Source organism: Asanoa iriomotensis (assembly GCF_016862515.1).
Classification (GTDB): domain Bacteria; phylum Actinomycetota; class Actinomycetes; order Mycobacteriales; family Micromonosporaceae; genus Asanoa; species Asanoa iriomotensis.
This window is the reverse complement of the sequence record NZ_BONC01000001.1, coordinates 81,750-98,562: the sequence shown is the minus strand read 5'-3', so window position 1 is coordinate 98,562 and position 16,813 is coordinate 81,750. Positions and strand designations below refer to the sequence as shown.

At 71.5% G+C, this 16,813-nt stretch carries 13 protein-coding genes; 3 read left to right on the top strand and 10 right to left on the bottom strand.

Annotation, left to right across the window (positions count from 1 at the left end):
• The first annotated feature begins 28 nt into the window (after positions 1-28).
• Complete coding sequence (locus Air01nite_RS00420; protein WP_203699717.1) at positions 29-3,997, top strand: ThuA domain-containing protein; 3,969 nt, start codon at positions 29-31, stop codon at positions 3,995-3,997.
• Positions 3,998-4,037: 40 nt separating this feature from the next.
• Here the strand turns inward: Air01nite_RS00420 and Air01nite_RS00415 are convergent, their stop codons facing one another.
• Complete coding sequence (locus Air01nite_RS00415) at positions 4,038-5,171, bottom strand: anhydro-N-acetylmuramic acid kinase (protein WP_203699716.1); 1,134 nt, start codon at positions 5,169-5,171, stop codon at positions 4,038-4,040.
• Between the two features lie 75 nt (positions 5,172-5,246).
• On the opposite strand from Air01nite_RS00415, the gene Air01nite_RS00410 reads away from it, so the two are divergent.
• Positions 5,247-5,795, top strand: a complete 549-nt coding sequence (locus Air01nite_RS00410; RefSeq protein WP_203699715.1) for a carboxymuconolactone decarboxylase family protein — start codon at positions 5,247-5,249, stop codon at positions 5,793-5,795.
• A gap of 68 nt (positions 5,796-5,863) precedes the next feature.
• Positions 5,864-6,700 (top strand): Rossmann-fold NAD(P)-binding domain-containing protein, encoded by an 837-nt coding sequence (locus Air01nite_RS00405; protein ID WP_203699714.1) that lies wholly within the window; start codon positions 5,864-5,866, stop codon positions 6,698-6,700.
• A gap of 309 nt (positions 6,701-7,009) precedes the next feature.
• Here Air01nite_RS00405 and Air01nite_RS00400 read toward each other — a convergent pair whose 3' ends face one another.
• From Air01nite_RS00400 to Air01nite_RS00360, 9 genes are all read right to left on the bottom strand, one after another.
• Positions 7,010-7,657 (bottom strand): hypothetical protein, encoded by a 648-nt coding sequence (locus Air01nite_RS00400; RefSeq protein WP_239090397.1) that lies wholly within the window; start codon positions 7,655-7,657, stop codon positions 7,010-7,012.
• 4 nt (positions 7,658-7,661) lie between these two features.
• Entirely contained in the window at positions 7,662-8,030 is a 369-nt protein-coding gene (locus Air01nite_RS00395) for a hypothetical protein (protein ID WP_203699713.1), read from the bottom strand.
• A 209-nt stretch (positions 8,031-8,239) separates the two neighbouring features.
• On the bottom strand, positions 8,240-10,093 hold the full coding sequence (locus tag Air01nite_RS00390; RefSeq protein ID WP_203699712.1) for a GH39 family glycosyl hydrolase: 1,854 nt from the start codon (positions 10,091-10,093) through the stop codon (positions 8,240-8,242).
• Positions 10,090-11,622, bottom strand: coding sequence for a glucoamylase family protein (locus Air01nite_RS00385; RefSeq protein ID WP_203699711.1), 1,533 nt, complete (start codon positions 11,620-11,622; stop codon positions 10,090-10,092). Before Air01nite_RS00385 ends, Air01nite_RS00390 begins: the two co-directional genes overlap by 4 nt.
• Before the next feature lie 9 nt (positions 11,623-11,631).
• Positions 11,632-12,480, bottom strand: coding sequence for a carbohydrate ABC transporter permease (locus Air01nite_RS00380; protein WP_203699710.1), 849 nt, complete (start codon positions 12,478-12,480; stop codon positions 11,632-11,634).
• Positions 12,477-13,436, bottom strand: a complete 960-nt coding sequence (locus Air01nite_RS00375) for a carbohydrate ABC transporter permease (RefSeq protein WP_203699709.1) — start codon at positions 13,434-13,436, stop codon at positions 12,477-12,479. Before Air01nite_RS00375 ends, Air01nite_RS00380 begins: the two co-directional genes overlap by 4 nt.
• Before the next feature lies 1 nt (position 13,437).
• Entirely contained in the window at positions 13,438-14,703 is a 1,266-nt protein-coding gene (locus Air01nite_RS00370) for a sugar ABC transporter substrate-binding protein (RefSeq protein WP_203699708.1), read from the bottom strand.
• Positions 14,700-15,746 carry a LacI family DNA-binding transcriptional regulator gene (locus Air01nite_RS00365; protein ID WP_203699707.1) on the bottom strand — a complete coding sequence of 349 codons (1,047 nt, stop codon included), beginning with the start codon at positions 15,744-15,746 and terminating at the stop codon, positions 14,700-14,702. The genes Air01nite_RS00370 and Air01nite_RS00365 overlap by 4 nt, the downstream gene beginning before the upstream one ends.
• Positions 15,747-15,867: 121 nt before the next feature.
• Positions 15,868-16,806 carry an endonuclease/exonuclease/phosphatase family protein gene (locus Air01nite_RS00360; protein WP_203699952.1) on the bottom strand — a complete coding sequence of 313 codons (939 nt, stop codon included), beginning with the start codon at positions 16,804-16,806 and terminating at the stop codon, positions 15,868-15,870.
• Positions 16,807-16,813: the final 7 nt, after the last annotated feature.

Below are 16,813 nucleotides of genomic sequence, written 5' to 3'. Positions count from 1 at the left end.
ATTCCGTGACCCTCATGAAGGAGCAGGAATGGCCCATCGGAAGCGGCCGAGGCTGCGCCGCGCGATAGCGCTGGCGTCGGCGGCCGTGCTCACCCTCGGCATCATGACCGGACCGGGATCCCCGCCGGCGTCCGCGGCGGCACCGACCTGGGGCGCCAGCGCGGTCAACGTGCTGGTCTTCCACGGCCCGGTCGAGCAGCAGGACGACCCGGTCAGCCGGGCCGTCGCCGCCGTGAAGAAGCTCGGCACCGAGAACGGCTTCACGGTCCGCGTGTCGTCCAACCCGGCCGACTTCAACCGGGACAACCTCGCCAAGTACCGCGGCGTGGTGTTCCTGTCCGCCAACGGCGTCACGCTCAACGACGCCCAGGAGGCGGCGTTCCAGGCGTACGTCAAGGGCGGCGGCGGCTTCGTCGGCGTCCACGACGCCGCCCGGGCGCAGCCCGGCTCGGAGTGGTTCACCGGCCTGGTCGGTTCGCGGCCGGCGCCGAGCCTGCCCAACGCCGAGAAGGTCGTGGAGGCCAAGGCCAGTGCGGAGAACACGCCGAACGAGGGCGTGGCCCAGCTCTTCGACGGCCGCACGGGCACGAAGTGGCTGACCTTCGCCCGCACCGGCTGGGCTCAGGGCAAGCTCGCCGCCCCGACGGTGATCAACCGGTACGCGCTCACCTCGGCCAACGACTTCGCCGGCCGGGACCCGCGGGACTGGAAGCTGCAGGGCTCCAACGACGGCCAGTCCTGGACCGACCTGGACACCCGCACCGGCCAGGTGTTCGACCAGCGGTTCCAGACGCGGCAGTTCTCCTTCACCAACACCACCGCCTACCAGTACTACCGGCTGGACGTCTCGGCCAACAGCGGTGAGCCGATCATCCAGCTCGCCGAGCTGTTCCTGATCGGCCCGGACGCCGGCCCGCCGCCGGAAGCCAACGTGCAGCAGGCGACCGTCAGCGTCACCGACCGGCAGCACCCGGCCAACGAGGGCCTGCCGCTCACCTGGACCCGGTCGGACCAGTGGATCAACTGGGACCCGAACCCGATCGGCAACGTGCACACGATCGCCCAGGTCCAGGAGAACACCTACAACGCCGGCCTGTCCGGCAACGGCGCGTTCCACCCGATCTCCTGGTGCCGGGACTACGACGGCGGCCGCTCCTTCTACACCGGGATGGGGCGCACCGACGCCAGCTACACCACCGACACCAAGTTCCTGGGCCACCTGCTCGGCGCGATCCAGTGGACCACCGGCCTCGTGCGCGGTGACTGCCAGGCGACCATCGCGTCGAACTACAAGGTCGAGCGGCTGACCGCGACGAACCAGCCGGGTCAGCTCGACCAGATCGGCGAGCCGCACGGCCTGACCATCGGCCCGGACGGCACCGTCTTCTACATCGGCAAGGCGGCCTGCCCGAGCGGCCCGGTCGTCGACTGGAGCAACCCCAACGTCGGCCTCGGCTGCGGCACGATCCACTCCTGGGACCCGCGTACCAAGCAGGTCAAGCTCCTCACCACGCTTCGGGTGATGGGCAACCGGGGCAGCGGCAGCGAGCTCGTCAAGAACGAGGAAGGTCTGGTCGGCATCACGCTCGACCCGAAGTTCGCCGAGAACGGCTGGGTCTACGTCTACTGGATGCCGCACGAGTCGATCGACCGCGAGAAGCGGATCGGCCAGCGGACCGTCTCGCGGTTCACCTACGACAAGGCCGCGCAGACGATCGACCAGGCGACCCGCAAGGACCTGCTGCACTGGGACACGCAGATCCACAGCTGCTGCCACGCCGGTGGCGGCATGACCTTCGACGAGTCCGGCAACCTCTACATCGGTTCCGGTGACAGCAACTCGTCCGGCGGCTCCGACGGGTACTCCGGCAACAACTGGACGCAGGAGTTCGCCGGCGTCTCGTTCCAGGACGCCCGCCGCACGTCCGGCAACACGAACGACCTGAACGGCAAGATCATCCGGATCCACCCGGAGGACGACGGCACCTACACGATCCCCGACGGCAACCTGTTCACCGGCCACGAGGGCGGTGGCGGCAAGGCCCGTCCGGAGATCTACGTGATGGGCGTGCGCAACATCGCCCGGATCGCCTGGGACCCGGTCAACAACTGGCTGACCGCCGGTTGGGTCGGACCGGACGCCGGCGCGCCGAGCCCGGAGCTGGGCCCGGCCAAGTACGAGACGGCGACCATCATCACGCAGGCCGGCAACCACGGGTGGCCGTACTGCATGGGCAACCGGCAGCCGTACCGGGACCGCAGCAACACCGACGCGACCCAGCTGACCGGTTGGTACGACTGCGACAACCCGAAGAACGAGTCGCCGCGCAACACCGGTCTGGTCAACCTGCCGCCGGTCCGCGACAACATGATCTGGTACTCGCCGCAGGGCGGTGGCCCGGTCTTCCCGAAGCGCACCGACGGCAGCGGGCTGCCCACCTACGTGCAGTCCGAGTCCACCTACACCCAGCCCTACCTGACGGGTGGCGGACAGGCCATCATGGACGGTCCGACCTACCAGCGCTCGCAGGTGGACGTCAACAGCGGTGTGGCCTGGCCGGCGTACTGGGACAACAAGTGGTTCATCGGTGACCAGTCCAACTCCAACAACCGCATCGCCGTCACCGTCAACCCGGACACGGCCCGCAACGCGGGTGCCCCGGCCTTCGCCGAGGACCTGCGGCGGATCATCCCGGGCGGCAGCAACGCACAGACCCAGCTGCAGTCCTGGATGGACGCCAAGTTCGGCCCCGACGGCGCGCTCTACATGCTCGACTACGCCGGCGGCTTCTTCAGCCTGCACAGCAACCAGAAGCTGATCCGGATCACCTACAACGGTGGCCAGGCGACCCCGAACCCGAGCCTCGCGACGGCGAAGTCGGCGACACCGACCACGCCCCGCACGATCGAGTTCAACAGCAACAAGGTCGGCGGCGTGGCCTGGCAGTGGGACTTCGGCGACGGCACCAACGGCTCCACGGCGCCGCACCCGAAGCACACCTACAAGCGGTACGGCACCTTCACCGCCAAGCTCAAGGTGACGTACGCCGACGGTGAGGTCGTCGAGTCGAGCATCCCGGTCACGGCCGGGTGTGTCGCGGCCGACGCCCGACCCACGGTCTACTTCCTGGAGACCGACAGCGGCGTGGCCAACCGGCAGGTCGGCGGCGGCTGCTCGATCAACGACCTGATCGACGACGAGACGACGTGGCCCAACCGGGGCTCCTTCGCCGACCACCTGGACACGGTGATCACGGAGCTCACGACGGCCCACGTCATCGACAACCAGGAGGCCAACACGCTGCGGCGGACCGGCACCCAGTCGCCGATCGGCGCCACCAACGGCTACCAGACGATCTTCGACGGGTCGGCGTACTCGTTGGCCGGCTGGCGGCAGGCGCCCAGCGGGAACTTCGGCCTGCGGCCGGACGGCTCGATCCGCAGCAGCGGTGGCCTGGGCATGCTGTGGTACGCGGACCAGGAGTTCGCGGACTACTCGATCAAGTTGCAGTTCAAGGACATCTCGCCGGACGCCGTGCGGGCCAACAGCGGTGTGTTCATCCGGTTCCCGGACCCGCGCACCCCGCTGGAGCAACGGCCTCCGGGCACGTGCGGCACGGTCGGGTCGGCGCGGTCGTCGCAGGCCTGGGTCGCGATCTTCTGCGGTCACGAGATCCAGATCTACGACGGCGCCACGGGTGAGGTGCAGAAGACCGGGTCGGTCTACAACTTCGACCCGAACAACCTGGCCCAGTCCGGCGCCACCGAGAAGGGTGTCTGGAACGACTACGAGATCCGCGTGGTCGGCCAGCACTACACGATGATCCGGAACGGCGTGGTGATCAACGAGTTCGACAACACGCCGGGCAAGCAGTCGTCGCGCGCGGGTGACCCGCCGACGGACCTGCGCCAGTTCATCAGCGGTTACATCGGCCTGCAGAACCACGGCAACAGCGATGTGATCGAGATCCGCAACGTGCGGGTCCGGACCTACTAGATGATCCGGATGACCGGGTACGGGCCTCGCCCGTACCCGGTCATTCCATTGTGAGCCTCTGCGGTGTCCTGGTCAGGGGCGCGGGAAGCCGCAGCGGGTCGGCACCCGGGGTGATCGCGCCGATCACCCGCGGGCCGAGGGCGCCGGTCGCGGCCGGCATCGCGGCCGGGAGGCCGTGCCAGGTGAGCCAGCCGACCAGCGCGAAGAGGATCGCCTCCTTGGCGTCGGCGGGCAGGCCCAGCTCCTCGGAGCGGACCAGCGCCGTGCCGTCGGCCCGTTTCGCCAGGCGGTCGAGCAGGGTCGCGTTGTGCACGCCGCCGCCGGAGATCAGCACGTGGTCGAGGCGGTGCCGGCGGATCTCCGCGGCCACCGTGACCGCGGTCAGCTCGGTCAGCGTCGCCAGCAGGTCGGCCGGCGGGTAGCCGCCGGCGCCGTCCAGGTAGGCGGCGGAGAACAGCTCCTTGCCGGTCGACTTCGGCGGCGTGCGGGCGTAGTAGGGCTCGACCAGCAGCCGGTCCAGCAGCTCCGTCCGCACGGTGCCGGTGGCGGCTAGCGCGCCGCCACGGTCGTACGGCTCGCCGGTCACCAGCAGCGCCGCCGCGTCGATCAGCGCGTTGCCGGGCCCGGTGTCGTACGCGGTCGCCTCGCCGGGGACCGCCACCGTCAGGTTGGCGATCCCGCCGAGGTTGGCCGCACCCCACCGCCCGTCCTTGCCGGCCAGCAGCATGAGGTCGAGGACCGGCGCCAGCGGCGCGCCCTGCCCACCGGCCGCGACGTCGCGCACCCGCACGTCGGCGACGACGGGCAGCCCGGTCCGCTCGGCGATCCAGGCCGGCTGTCCGAGCTGGAGCGTGCCGTCGGTGGCGGCGTGGAAGATCGTCTGCCCGTGCGAGCAGACGAGGTCGGCCGGCCCGGCGGCGTCGAGCACGGCGGTGGCGGCGCCGGCGAACGCCCGGCCGAGCCGGTTGTCCAGCGCACACACGTCACCGAGCCGCACCTTGCCCGGCGGCAGCGAGGTCCGGATCGCCTTGCGCAAGGCCGGCGTGTACGGCGTGGTCGCATGGTGCAGCAGCCGCGCCCGCAGCTCGTCGCCGCCCGGTGTCACGCCGAACGAGACCAGCGCCGCGTCGATGCCGTCGTGGGACGTCCCGGAGCTCAGGCCGAGTACCCGCATCGCCCCACCCTGTTCCTGTGTGGCGGTCCGCGTCAATCGGTCGCGGGGCTGACGGGGTGTGATTGGGTGGTCGTCATGGCACACATCGACCTGGGTTTCGACGAGAAGACGGCGCCCGGCATCGTCGGGCTGCTGCGCTACCGGCCGGCGACCGGCGGCCCGCTGGCGGCGCTCGCCGACGCGCTGCTGCGGGCGCCGAACTCGCTGTCACGGGGTGAACGGGAGCTGATCGCGGCGCAGGTGTCGGCGCTCAACGGGTGCGCGTTCTGCCGCGACTCGCACTCCGCGGTGGCGGCGGCGCAGCTCGAGCCCGGCATGGCGGTGGTCGAGCAGGTGCGCGCCGACCCGTCGACGGCGCCGATCTCGGCGAAGCTGCGTGCGCTGCTGGCCATCGCGGACGCCGTGCGCGAGTCCGGCCACGCGGTGACACCCGCTCTGGTCGCCGGTGCGCGCGAAGCGGGCGCGACCGACGTCGAGATCCACGACACCGTGCTGATCGCGGCGGCCTTCTGCATGTTCAACCGGTACGTCGACGGCCTCGGCACGTTCACGCCGGACGACCCGGCCGCGCACGCGGCGTCGGCCCAGCGGATCGTCGAGTTCGGCTACTCCGTGCGCCCCTGAGACGCCGGCTTATGCGGGCGAGCGCCTGAGCCATTCAGACGCGCGTCGCTGGCGGCTGTACTCGAAGCATGACTGAGAACCCCATCCTTGTTATCGGCGGCACAGGCAAGACCGGGCGGCGGGTCGTGGAGCGGCTCACCGGCCTGGGCGTCCCCGTTCGCGTCGGCTCCCGCAGCGGCAGCCCGCGCTTCGACTGGCAGGACCGGTCGACGTGGGCGCCGGCGCTGGCCGGGGTCCGAGCCGCGTACGTCACCTACTATCCGGACCTGGCGGTGCCGGGCAGCCCGGCGGTGATCGGCGACCTGGCCGGGACCGCGGCGTCCGCCGGCCTCGACCACCTCGTGCTGCTCTCGGGCCGCGGCGAGGACGAGGCGCTGGCCAGCGAGCAGGCCCTGATCGACGCGGTGGCCGGCACGAGCACCGCGTGGACGGTGGTCCGGGCGAGCTGGTTCATGCAGAACTTCAGCGAGGCGTTCATGGCCGACGGCGTGCGGGAGGGCACCGTGGTCCTGCCGGCGGCCGAGGTGCCGGAGCCGTTCGTCGACTGCGACGACATCGCCGACGTGGCGGTGGCCGCGTTGACGGGGGCGACCCCGTCCGGGCGGGTCTACGAGGTGACGGGCCCGCGGGCGGTGACCTTCGCGGAGGCGGTCCAGGAGATCGCCAAGGCCAGCGGCCGCGACGTGGCCTTCGTCCCGGTCCCGGTCGACGCGTACGCGGCGACGCTGCGCGAGTACCAACTGCCCGAGGAGGAGATCGCTCTGATCACGTACCTCTTCGGCGAGGTCCTCGACGGCCGCAACGTAGCCGTCACCACCGGGATCCGCGAGGCCCTCGGCCGCGAGCCCCGCGACATCGCCGACTACGCCCGCGCCACCGCCGCGACCGGCGCCTGGGCGAGCTAGCCGCGGCGCCGGCCAGGGCGGTCCCTGACCGCGCCGCACGGGGGTCGGCGCGGTTAGGAGGCGGCGATCCGGACCATGATCATGTGTGGCTCATCTGGAAGCTCGGGGGCCGCACGCTGATCGTGTGCACCTGGTCTGGTCGACACGCCGTGCCCGAACACGACGAGCCACACACGATCACGGCGCTCGGCGGCCAACCGTCTCGACCAGCCGCACACGATCACGCGCGGGCGTCTCCGCGTCCGGGCCGGCCGCCCCGATGACGAACCGGCCCATGCCTCCGGCGCGAATGTGGATACGGCTTCCGGGCTACGGCAGGAAGGCGGCGAAGTGGTCCGCGACGAGGTCGGCCATCGCCTCCGCGTCGCGGGTGCCGTCCACCGAGATCACGCGTACGCCCAGCCAGCGGGCCTGGGCGACCGCGTCCGCCGCCACCAGGCGGTCCCGTTCGACGCGGTTGCGTTGCGCCAACGCCGGGTCGCTGAGCGCGTGGCCGACGGCGCCGGCTCGCGGCGTCCGGGCGATCCGCTCCTGGCGGAACTCCTCGGTCGGCACCAGCACCACCATCTGGCCGGTGGACCCCGCGACCGGAAGCACCAGCTCCGGCCGCAGACCCCAGCCCTCGGCGAGGACCGGTCGCGGCGTGACCAGCGCCCGCAGGTCGTCCTGCACCCAGACGAAGCGTTCGGCGAAGCCGGCGATGATCCGGTCGGCCTGCTCGCGTGGGGTCGGCCCGATCCAGTAGGCCTCCCAGTCCTCGTCGACTGCCGGCTCGCCGCGGCGCACCATGGCCGCCAGCCGGCGGTCCTGGTGTCCGCGCGCGTCGTGGTAGTCGTAGTGGTAGTGGGTCAGCCCGTGCCGGCCCGCGAGGAGGCCGGCGACGGTGCTCTTGCCGGCCCATTGGCCGCCCCCGATCCACAACGCCTCCCGCAGTGTGCGAACCGGGTCCCACCGCACGCGGTCAGCTCGCGTCCGTGATCGCGGTCAGGAGCTCGGCGCCGGCGCGCATGCGGGCGGCGGCGTCGACCTGGCCCAGGCGTTCGAACTGGGCCGCCGCGGCCATCCGGTCCGCGGCCTCGGCGCGGACGATGCGCTGGATCTCCTCGCCGTCCAGCGTGCGGCGCGGTGCCTCCGCGGCACCCAGGCCCGCCGCGCCCATCGGGTCGCTGCCGTACCGGTCCGGTGCGGTGACGGGCACCGCCTCGGCGTTGTCGATCGCCGAGATCGCGGCGCGCAGCGCGCCGGCCGCGACGGCGTCGCGGGAGCGCAGAGCGTCGCGGAGGGTGCGGCGGAGCCGCTCGCGCAGGGGCGACGGTTCGGTGGGGGGCACGGCGGTAACGCTAAGCCACGAAGGGGCGCCGTGCCACGCCCCCGTTCAGCCAACGGCCAGGTTTTGCCCGGGTCCTGGTCAGGTCGGGCCGGCAGGATGCGATCCGACGACCGACGACGTGCGAGTCGGCGCTCAACCGGCGGCGACGGTCCCATCGCCACCGGTGTGCGAGCGGGGCCCCACATGGCACGGGGGCCCCGCTCTCGCCGTCAGTCGACCGCCGTCAGCTCCACGTAGGCGATGGCCGGGTTGGGCAGGTCCACCGCCACCTCCACGACGCCGTCGACCGGCTCCACGACGGTGACCGCCTCCGACTCCGGGAGGTGGTCCGCCTCGGCCAGCGACGCCCACTGGGCGTCCGTCGGCCAGTCGCCGCCGCCCAGCGCCTGCCAGCGGGCCGCGACGTTGCCGTGGTCGGCGTCGACCCGCCAGCGGCGCAGCGCGTAGCGGCCGCCCGGCAGGCCGGCGACGCGGAGCGTGACCGTGCGGTCGAGCACCTTGTCGCCGTCGCGCTTCGAGTGGTCGAGCGTGCCGTTCCAGACCAGCGCGCCGACCCGGCCGTCCGCGCCCCGAGCCGTCCACGACTCGACCATGCCGCCGGCGCCGTCGCCGGACATCCGTGCCGGCAGCGCGGTGTCGCCGAGGCGCTGGGCCAGCCACAGCGCCCAGAACTTCGGCTTCGCCAGGTTGCCGACCGTGAGCAGGCCGAACCCGCCGTGCAGGAAGCGCGGCGGCCGGCCCAGTTCCTCGAAGTGGTCCGAGGCCACCCACGGCGCGAGCGACTCGATCCGGCCCGCCGCCGAGCGCATCCCGCAGAGCAGGAACGTGGCGGCGAAGACCGTGTCGTTGATCTCGTTGCCGTGCGTCGCGGTGACGCCCCACTCGGTCCACCATAGCGGCAGGTCCGCCCGGCCCCGCGCGGCGGTGATGCCGCGCAGGTCGAGCGGCGGGCTGCCGTAGATGTGGGTCGACAGGAAGTCCACCGGCGCGTCGACCTCGAGCTGCCGGTCGATCCAGCCGACCGCCGCCGTGGCCGGCCCGCCGACCCGCAGGCCGGGGTCGACGTCCTTGACCGCCCGGGCGGCCACCTCGTAGAGGCGCCAGTACTCGGCCGGCGTGCCCGACCAGAACACCGACAGGTTCGCCTCGTTCCATACCTCGAACGCCCAGCGGTCGCGCACCTCGTCGAGGCCGTAGCGGGAGACGAGGTGGGCGACGAGTTCGCGGACCAGGTCGCCCCAGCGGTCCCAGTCCTTCGGCGGCGAGATGATGCCGCGGTACGTGAAGACCGTGCGCGACGGATCACTGGCCAGATCCCGGGGCATGAAGCCGAGCTCCACGATCGGCCGCATGCCCAGCGCGAGCACGGTGTCGTAGACCCGGTCGACGCCGGACCAGTCGTACACCGGCGCACCGTCGACCTCGCGGTAGACGCCGAGGTCATCACAGAGGATCCCGTGCGCGCGCACGGTCTCCACACCGAGCTCGTCGTGGGTCCGGGCCAGCGCCGCGCGCAGCTCCTCGCCGATCTCGCGGCCGCCGGTCCGGTCCGTCGACAGCAGGTGCGACAGGTGCTCCGAGCCGACCATGAACCGCCACGGCCGGTGCAGCGGGCCGTCGTCGCCGGCCGCGTCGACCTCGAGCAGCAACGGCGGCGTCGCCGAGTCGGGGCCGAGCGCCGCGCCCCGCACCGGTGGGCACAGTGGACCCATCGCCGTGACGGTGGCGAGCGGGGCGACGGCGTACCAGTATTCGCGTTCCGGCTCGACGGTGGTGTCCGTGTAGGGGCCGTGTGGCACGGCGAGGACATCGCCCCCGCCGTGGTCCACAACGGTGAACGGTCCCGTGGCGCTGGTGGCGCGGTGCACGGCGTACCCGATGGCCCCCTCGACCGGATCCCAGCGGAGGGTGACCTGGCCGCGGCCGGTGGCCGCGACGAGCCCTGTGGGCGCGGGCAGGTCGGCCGCGTCGGGCTCGCCGGGTGCGCGGTCCTGCGCCCCGCCGCTGCCCATCATCGCGACCCACTGTGCCCGCGCCTCCGAGGCGATGTCGCCGACCGTCATGCGCCCGCTCCACGCAGCTGGGGCAGTGGCTGGTCGGCCGGGATGTTGAACGTCTCCTGCCCGATCAGCGGCCGGATCCGCTGCTCGAACCGCGTGTCGACGAACGAGCGCCGGATGAGGTCGTTCGACAGCTCGTTGCCGAGGGCGCCCATGATCATCGCCTGGTCGAGCGACAGGTAGCGCTTGGCCACGGTGCCGCTGCCGACCGCGATCGCGTCGTAGAAGCCACCGGGACCGTACGAGTCGAAGTTGGCCTTCAGCCGCGCCAGGTTGTCGACGACCGGACCCTTCGCGTACGGCAGTGCGAGGAACGCCGCGTGCGGTGTCACCACGCCGTCGCCGTAGTCCGGTGCCGGGCCGGCCGGTCGGCAGTCGCCGAAGCCGGCGTCGTACTTCGACTTCTCCACATCGGACGGGTAGCCGTCGGTGTCCATGCCCATCGCGTCGACGCCCCAGACCCCGTAGCCGCCGCTCGGGTCGCTGGCGGGGGAGAAGCCCCAGTAGCCGTACCCGGCGTCGTTCATGCCGTGCTCGATCTGGCCGGCCACGGTCGCCTTGTGGTTGCGGCCCCAGCTGTTCGGCGCCCAGCGCTCCTCGGGCACGAACAGGTCCGGCATCAGCGCCTCGAACATGTCGCCGCCCCAGCTCGGCACGAACTGGATCCCCCGGTACCGGTAGGCGCCCTCGTAGACCGGCACGCCGAGGTAGCTGGTGTCGAAGCCGACCGGCTGCATCTCGTGCCAGCTCCAGTCGCAGGTGGCCGGCAGCGTCCGCATGGTGTTGTAGTACGCCTTCGCCGGGATCTGGCCGGCGCCGATGCCGAGGTACGTGGCGATCCGCGGCTCGGTCACCGTGATGTCGTAGTGGTTGCAGGTGAACCAGACGCCGTCGCGCTGGAGCGAGCAGCCGGGCGGCGCCTCGTCCCAGAAGCCGCCGGCGATGAGACCGCTGGCCCCGAACGGCGTGCTGGCGGCCGGGTTGTAGTAGAAGCCGAAGTTCATCTTCGACAGAATCGCGTCGGCCTTGCCGCGCAGCTCGGGCACCGCGCCCTTGACCACGCGCAGCGAGGCGGCGAGCCAGCCGTTGTCCACGCTGGACAGGAACGGGTAGACGGTGTTGCCGTCGTCCGGCCAGACGCGCACGACCGAGCCGTCCCGCGGGTCGTACCAGTTGTAGTACATGCCGGACGCCTCGTGGTGCTTGAGGCGACCCAGCGTGTCGAGGGTCTTGGAGATCCGGTCCCGGGCCTCCTTGCCGGAGATGAACCCGAGGTCGCGGGCGACGACCGCGGACCACATGTAGCCGCCGACGTTGGTCGGTGAGGTGTAGGTGGAGGGGGTCTTCAGGTCACCGGTGATGTTGTCGGCGACCAGCCCGGTGCGCGGGTTGGTCATCGCGACCATCGACCGCCAGGTGTCCTTGGCGTAGGCGGTCAGCGTGCGGTCGGCACTCCCGGGTGCGGCAGTCGCGGCCGAGCCGCTCACCAACACCAACGCGAGCGCGACGACGGGGGCGAGGATGCGTCGCATGGGTCTCCTTTACTTGAGTCCGGTGGTCGCGATGCCGCGCATGAAATGACGCTGGAGGAGCAGGAACACGATCAGCACCGGCAGTACGACCACGACAGCGCCGGCCAGCAGCAGGCCGAAGTCGGTGCGGTTCTGGCCGATGCTGTAGAGCGCCAGGGCGACCGGCAGCGTGTACTTGTCCTCCGTGCTGGCGACCACGAGGGGCCAGAGGAAGTTGTTCCAGGACGCGAGGAACGTGAGGATGCCGAGCGTGGCGAGCGCCGGCCGGCACAGCGGCAGGACGACCCGGAAGAAGATCCGGAACTCGCCGGCGCCGTCGACCCGGGCGGCCTCGATCAGGTCGTCGGGGATCGACTGGAGGAACTGGCGCATCAGGAACACGCCGAACGGCCCGACCAGGAACGGCAGGATCAGGCCGGCGTACGAGTTCGTCAGGCCCATGTTGCTCACCAGCACGAACTGCGGGACGAAGGTCACCATGCCGGGCACCATCAGCATGCCGAGCACGGCCAGGAACAGCACCCGCTTGCCGGGGTAGCGCAGTTTGGCGAGCGCGTACCCGACCAGCGAGCAGAACAGCAGGTTGCCCGCCGTCACCGCGACGGCGACCAGGGCCGAGTTGAAGAAGAACAGCGGGAAGTCCAGCCGGCTGAACAGGTCGCGGAAGTTCTCCAGCGTGAACGTCTCCGGCCACCAGGTCGGCGGCACGTCACGGATCTCGCTCTCCGGCTTGAGCGAGGACAGCGCCATCCAGACGAACGGCCCGACCACGACCAGGAGGCCGAGGCTCAGGATCACGTAGAGGACCGCCTTGGCGGCCCGGTCCCGGCCGCGGGCGGGTCTGTCCAATGTCGTCATTTGCGCTCCCCGAGCAGGCGGAACTGGATGACCGACAGCGCGACGATCGCGACGAACAGCACGTAGCTGGCCGCGGCCGCGTAGCCGTAGTTGCCGAAGCCGAACTGGTTGTAGATGTGGTACGAGACCGACAGCGTCGACGAGAGCGGGCCGCCCTGCGTCATCACGAACGGCTCCTCGAAGAACTGCAGGTAGCCGATGCCCGTGACGACGCCGCCGAACAGCAGCGTCGGGCGCAGCATCGGCAGCGTGACGTGGCGGAACTGCTGCCACCGGGTCGCGCCGTCGAGCGTCGCCGCCTCGTAGAGGTCACCGGGGATGGCCTGCAGGCCGGCCAGGAAGATCACCATGAGGAAGCCGAAGTTGCGCCAGGCCGCCATCACGATCAGCGAGGGCAACGCCAGCTTCGTGTCGAACAGCCAGCTCGGCCCGTCGATGCCGACCACCCGCAGCAGGTTGTTGACCAGCCCCACCTCGGGATCGAGCAGGAACCGCCAGACCACGGCGACGGCCACGATGCTCGTCACCACCGGGAGGTAGAAGCCGACCCGGAACAGGGCCCGGAAGCGGAGCAGCCCGGAGTTGAGCGCGGTCGCGGCCGCCAACGCCACGACGATCGTCAGCGGCACGCCGATCACGACGAACACGAGCGTGTTGACCGACGACTTGAGGAACAGGTCGTCTCCGAAGAGCCGCGTGTAGTTGTCGAGGCCGACGAAGTTGACGGCGAACGGGTTGCGCAGGTCCGTGGACCGCAGGTCGGTGAAGCTCATGACCAGCGAGACCACGACCGGGACGGCCATGAAGACCAGGAACAGCACGGTGAAGGGCGCGGAGAAGGCCCAGCCGGTCAGCGCCCGGCGCAGACGCTGCCGCCGCTGGACCGACCCGGCGGGCCGGTCGGGGGTGTCCCCGACCGGTCGCGCCGGGGCCGTCGCCACGGGGGCGCCGGCCATGTCAGCTACCGGTTCCGATGGCGGACGCCTTGTCCTGGATGGCCTTCGCGGTCGCCGCCGGGTCCGTGCTCGACTTGCACAGCTTCTCGACCTCGAGGTCGAACGACGCCGCGATCTGCTCCCAGGTCGGGATCGCCGGCGGCGCCTTGGCGTCCTCGAGCTGCTTGCCGAAGACCGCCAGGTACGGGTCGCCGGAGAGGGTGCTGTCGTCCCACGCCGACTGCACCGACGGCAGGTCCTTGACCGCCTGGTACCACTTGACCTGCACCTCGGGCTTGCTCAGCCACTGCACGAACTTCCAGCCGGCGTCGCGGTTCTTGGCGTCCTTGAAGACCGCCAGGTTGCTGCCGCCGATGAACGAGGTGGCCGACTTCTTCATCGGCATCTGTGCGACGGCGAACTTCTCCTCGAAGCCGGCGCCGCCCTTCTCCTGGAGCAGGCCGATGTGCCACGGCCCGGAGATGAACGCGCCGATCTTGCCGCTGACGAAGTCCGGCTCCAGCGCGCCCTCGGGCAGGTCGGTGCCCGACAGGCCGTCCTTGAAGAACGACTGGTAGTACGCCAGCGCCTCGGTCATCTCGGGGGTGTCGAAGCTCAGCTTGTCGGAGGTCGCCACCTCGGCGCCGTTGGACCAGGCGAACGGCATCACGGACTGCCAGCTGCCGGTCTTGCCGGGCTGCAGGTGGAAGCCCTCGCGTACACCGTTGGCCTTCATCTTCTTGGCCATCGCCGTGAGGTCCTCCCAGGTCTTGGGGCCCTCCGGGAAGCCGGCCGCGGCGGCCAGGTCCTTGCGGTAGAAGATGCCGCGGGTCTCCACGTACCAGGGCACGCCGTACGAGCTGCCGTCGACGATCGTGGTGTCCCAGGCGCCGGGGAAGAAGTCGTCCTTCTTGATCAGGTCCGGCGGGGTCGCGTCGAGGGCGCCGGTCTTGGCGAACTCGCCCTGCCAGGTCGTGCCGATCATCGACACGTCGGGGGTCTGCTTGGCCGCGATGGCGCTGGCGATCTTCTGGTGCGCCGCGTCCCACGGGACCGGCGTGACGTTGACCTTCGCGTCCGGGTTCTCGGCCATGAAGTCCTTGGCGAACTCGCCGAGCTTCTCGCCTTCGGTGCCCATCGCCCAGACGGTGATCTCGCCGGTTGCCTTGCCTTCGGCGACCGCCTGGGCCTCGTCCTGGCCGCCGCCCGAGTCGCGACCGCAGCCGGACAGGACGACCGAAACGGCTAACGCGGCCGCCGCCACGGCCGCGAGCCTGGTCCTTCTCATGCCGTACCTCCGAGGGGATTGGGTGTTTCCGCGGGGTGTGACCCGCAGCTGCGTCGCACGACGAGCTGCGTCGGTAGGACCCGGCGCCGTGGTGCGGCGCGTTCCGGGCCCGCGTTGCGTTCGCCGATGCGCCCGTCGAGCCAGCGCGCCGCGATGGCGCCCAGCTCACGCATCGGTTGGGAGACGGTGGTCAGGCCGGCGAACCGGGCGGCGAGCACGTCGTCCCATCCGGTCACGGCCAGGTCTTCGGGTACGGAGCGGCCGGCGGCCTCGGCGGCGATGTGTACGCCGAGGGCGACCTCGTCGTTGGCGCAGACGACGGCGTCCGGCGGGTCGGCCATCAGCTCGCGGCCGACGCTCTCGCCGGCCTCGACGTCGTAGGCGCACGGCCGCAGCTCCGGCTTGGGCAGCCCGTGCGCCCGCAGCGCCTTGACCAGCCCGCCGTACCGGCCGGCCATGTCGGGCGCGGCCTCGGGGTCGCCGGCGAAGACGAAGCGGCGGTGACCGTGCGCGACCAGGTGGTCGGCGAGCGCGGTCGCCGTGCGCTCGTTGCGGGTGCGGATCGTGTCGACGCCGTCGACCGGCGGGCGGGCCAGCAGCACCAGCGGGGTGCCGGTGGCGGCGATCGCCCGGACCGTGTCGTCACCGACCGTGTTGCCCATGACGGCCAGGCCGTCGACGCGGCCGGCCAGGTCGAGCACGGCGGCCTCGGCGTCGCGGCGGCGGTGGGTGGCCAGGATCAGCACGCTGCGGCCCAGCTCGGAGGCGGCTTCCTCGTAGCCGAGGACCACCTCGGCGTAGTACGGACCGGTCAGGTCGGGGAAGACGATCCCGTTGGCGGCGTGCCGCCCCTCGGCGAGCGAGCGGCCGAGCTGGTTGGGCGTGTAGTTGAGCGCCTCGACGGCGGCGCGGACCCGGGCGCGGGTCGCGGCGGTGACGAGATCCGAGTCGCGCAGGGCACGCGAGACGGTCGCTATCGACACGCCGGCGTGCTGGGCCACTTCGTAGATCGTCGCCGCCTTCGACTTTGAAAGCGCTTTCATTGCCGTCACGAACGCCGAAGCTACCCGCCCTTAATGGTCTTGAAACTTCGCCTTCGCTATGTGCTACTAGCGACAAATCGGACTGGCCACAGTGGATGCCGATTCCACCGTGGACGGTGGGTCAGCCGAAATGGAAGCCTGCCACCACGGCCCGGTGATCGGTTTCCGGCGTGCGCACCACAGTGGACATCGTCGCGGTGAGGCCGCGGTAGAAGATCTGGTCGGGCCGGATCACCGGGAGCGAGGCGGGCCAGGTGGCGCCCGGGCCGCGCCCGGCGTCGGCCTGCGCGTCACGGACGAGGTCGCGCAGCGGGGCCATCACCCGGTCGGTGATCGCCGTGTTCAGGTCGCCCAGCACCACGAGCCGCCGGGCCGGGTCGGCGGCCACCGCGTCGGCCAGCGCGCGCAGGGACCGGTCCCGGGTCGCGGTGACGCCGGGGCGGGCCGAGCCCAGGTGCACGGCGTACACCGTGAGCTCGCCCTCGGGTGTGTCGACGACGGCGCGCAGGGCGCGCTCCCAGCCCAGGGCCGTGTCGACCGGCGCGTAGTCGAGGATCGGGTAGCGGCTCCACAGCTCGACCGTGGAGACCCGCACGTGGTGCGCGTAGTGCGCGGCCATCGCGTCGGCGGTCGGCTCGCGCAGGCCATCGGCCACCTCGACCAACGCGACCACGTCGGCGTCGGTGGCCACCACGGCGTCGGCTGTCGCGGCCGGGTCGGGGTTGGCGGCGTTCACGTTCTGGCTGGCCACCCGCAACTGGGTGGCGCCCTGGTCGGCGCTCTTGGGCAGCCAGGCGCGGCCGAACATCAGGCCCCAGACGAGCAGGGGCACGAGCGCCGCGACGGCCGCGACCTTGGTGCGGGCCAGCACGGCGCCGAGGATCAGCACGGGCACGGCGAGCAGCAGCAGGGGTGCGGCGGTGTCGAGCACGCTGCCGAAACCGGCCACGTTGGGCACGGACCGGTGGAAGGCGAGGGCGACGGTCACGACGAGCGCGAGGAACACCACCGCCGCGGTGACGATCCGCCGTAGTGCCCGTTGCGGGGAGAGCGCCGACATCACCGGA

What these genes read in the sequence shown, in the direction of transcription:
- Air01nite_RS00415 (WP_203699716.1), bottom strand. Translation starts at nt 5,171, where the DNA reads ATGCGGGTACTCGGCCTGAGCTCCGGGACGTCCCACGACGGCATCGAC.
- Air01nite_RS00375 (WP_203699709.1), bottom strand. Translation starts at nt 13,436, where the DNA reads ATGGCCGGCGCCCCCGTGGCGACGGCCCCGGCGCGACCGGTCGGGGAC.
- Air01nite_RS00420 (WP_203699717.1), top strand. Translation starts at nt 29, where the DNA reads ATGGCCCATCGGAAGCGGCCGAGGCTGCGCCGCGCGATAGCGCTGGCG.
- Air01nite_RS00380 (WP_203699710.1), bottom strand. Translation starts at nt 12,480, where the DNA reads ATGACGACATTGGACAGACCCGCCCGCGGCCGGGACCGGGCCGCCAAG.
- Air01nite_RS00390 (WP_203699712.1), bottom strand. Translation starts at nt 10,093, where the DNA reads ATGACGGTCGGCGACATCGCCTCGGAGGCGCGGGCACAGTGGGTCGCG.
- Air01nite_RS00405 (WP_203699714.1), top strand. Translation starts at nt 5,864, where the DNA reads ATGACTGAGAACCCCATCCTTGTTATCGGCGGCACAGGCAAGACCGGG.
- Air01nite_RS00365 (WP_203699707.1), bottom strand. Translation starts at nt 15,746, where the DNA reads ATGAAAGCGCTTTCAAAGTCGAAGGCGGCGACGATCTACGAAGTGGCC.
- Air01nite_RS00360 (WP_203699952.1), bottom strand. Translation starts at nt 16,806, where the DNA reads ATGTCGGCGCTCTCCCCGCAACGGGCACTACGGCGGATCGTCACCGCG.
- Air01nite_RS00385 (WP_203699711.1), bottom strand. Translation starts at nt 11,622, where the DNA reads ATGCGACGCATCCTCGCCCCCGTCGTCGCGCTCGCGTTGGTGTTGGTG.
- Air01nite_RS00370 (WP_203699708.1), bottom strand. Translation starts at nt 14,703, where the DNA reads ATGAGAAGGACCAGGCTCGCGGCCGTGGCGGCGGCCGCGTTAGCCGTT.
- Air01nite_RS00410 (WP_203699715.1), top strand. Translation starts at nt 5,247, where the DNA reads ATGGCACACATCGACCTGGGTTTCGACGAGAAGACGGCGCCCGGCATC.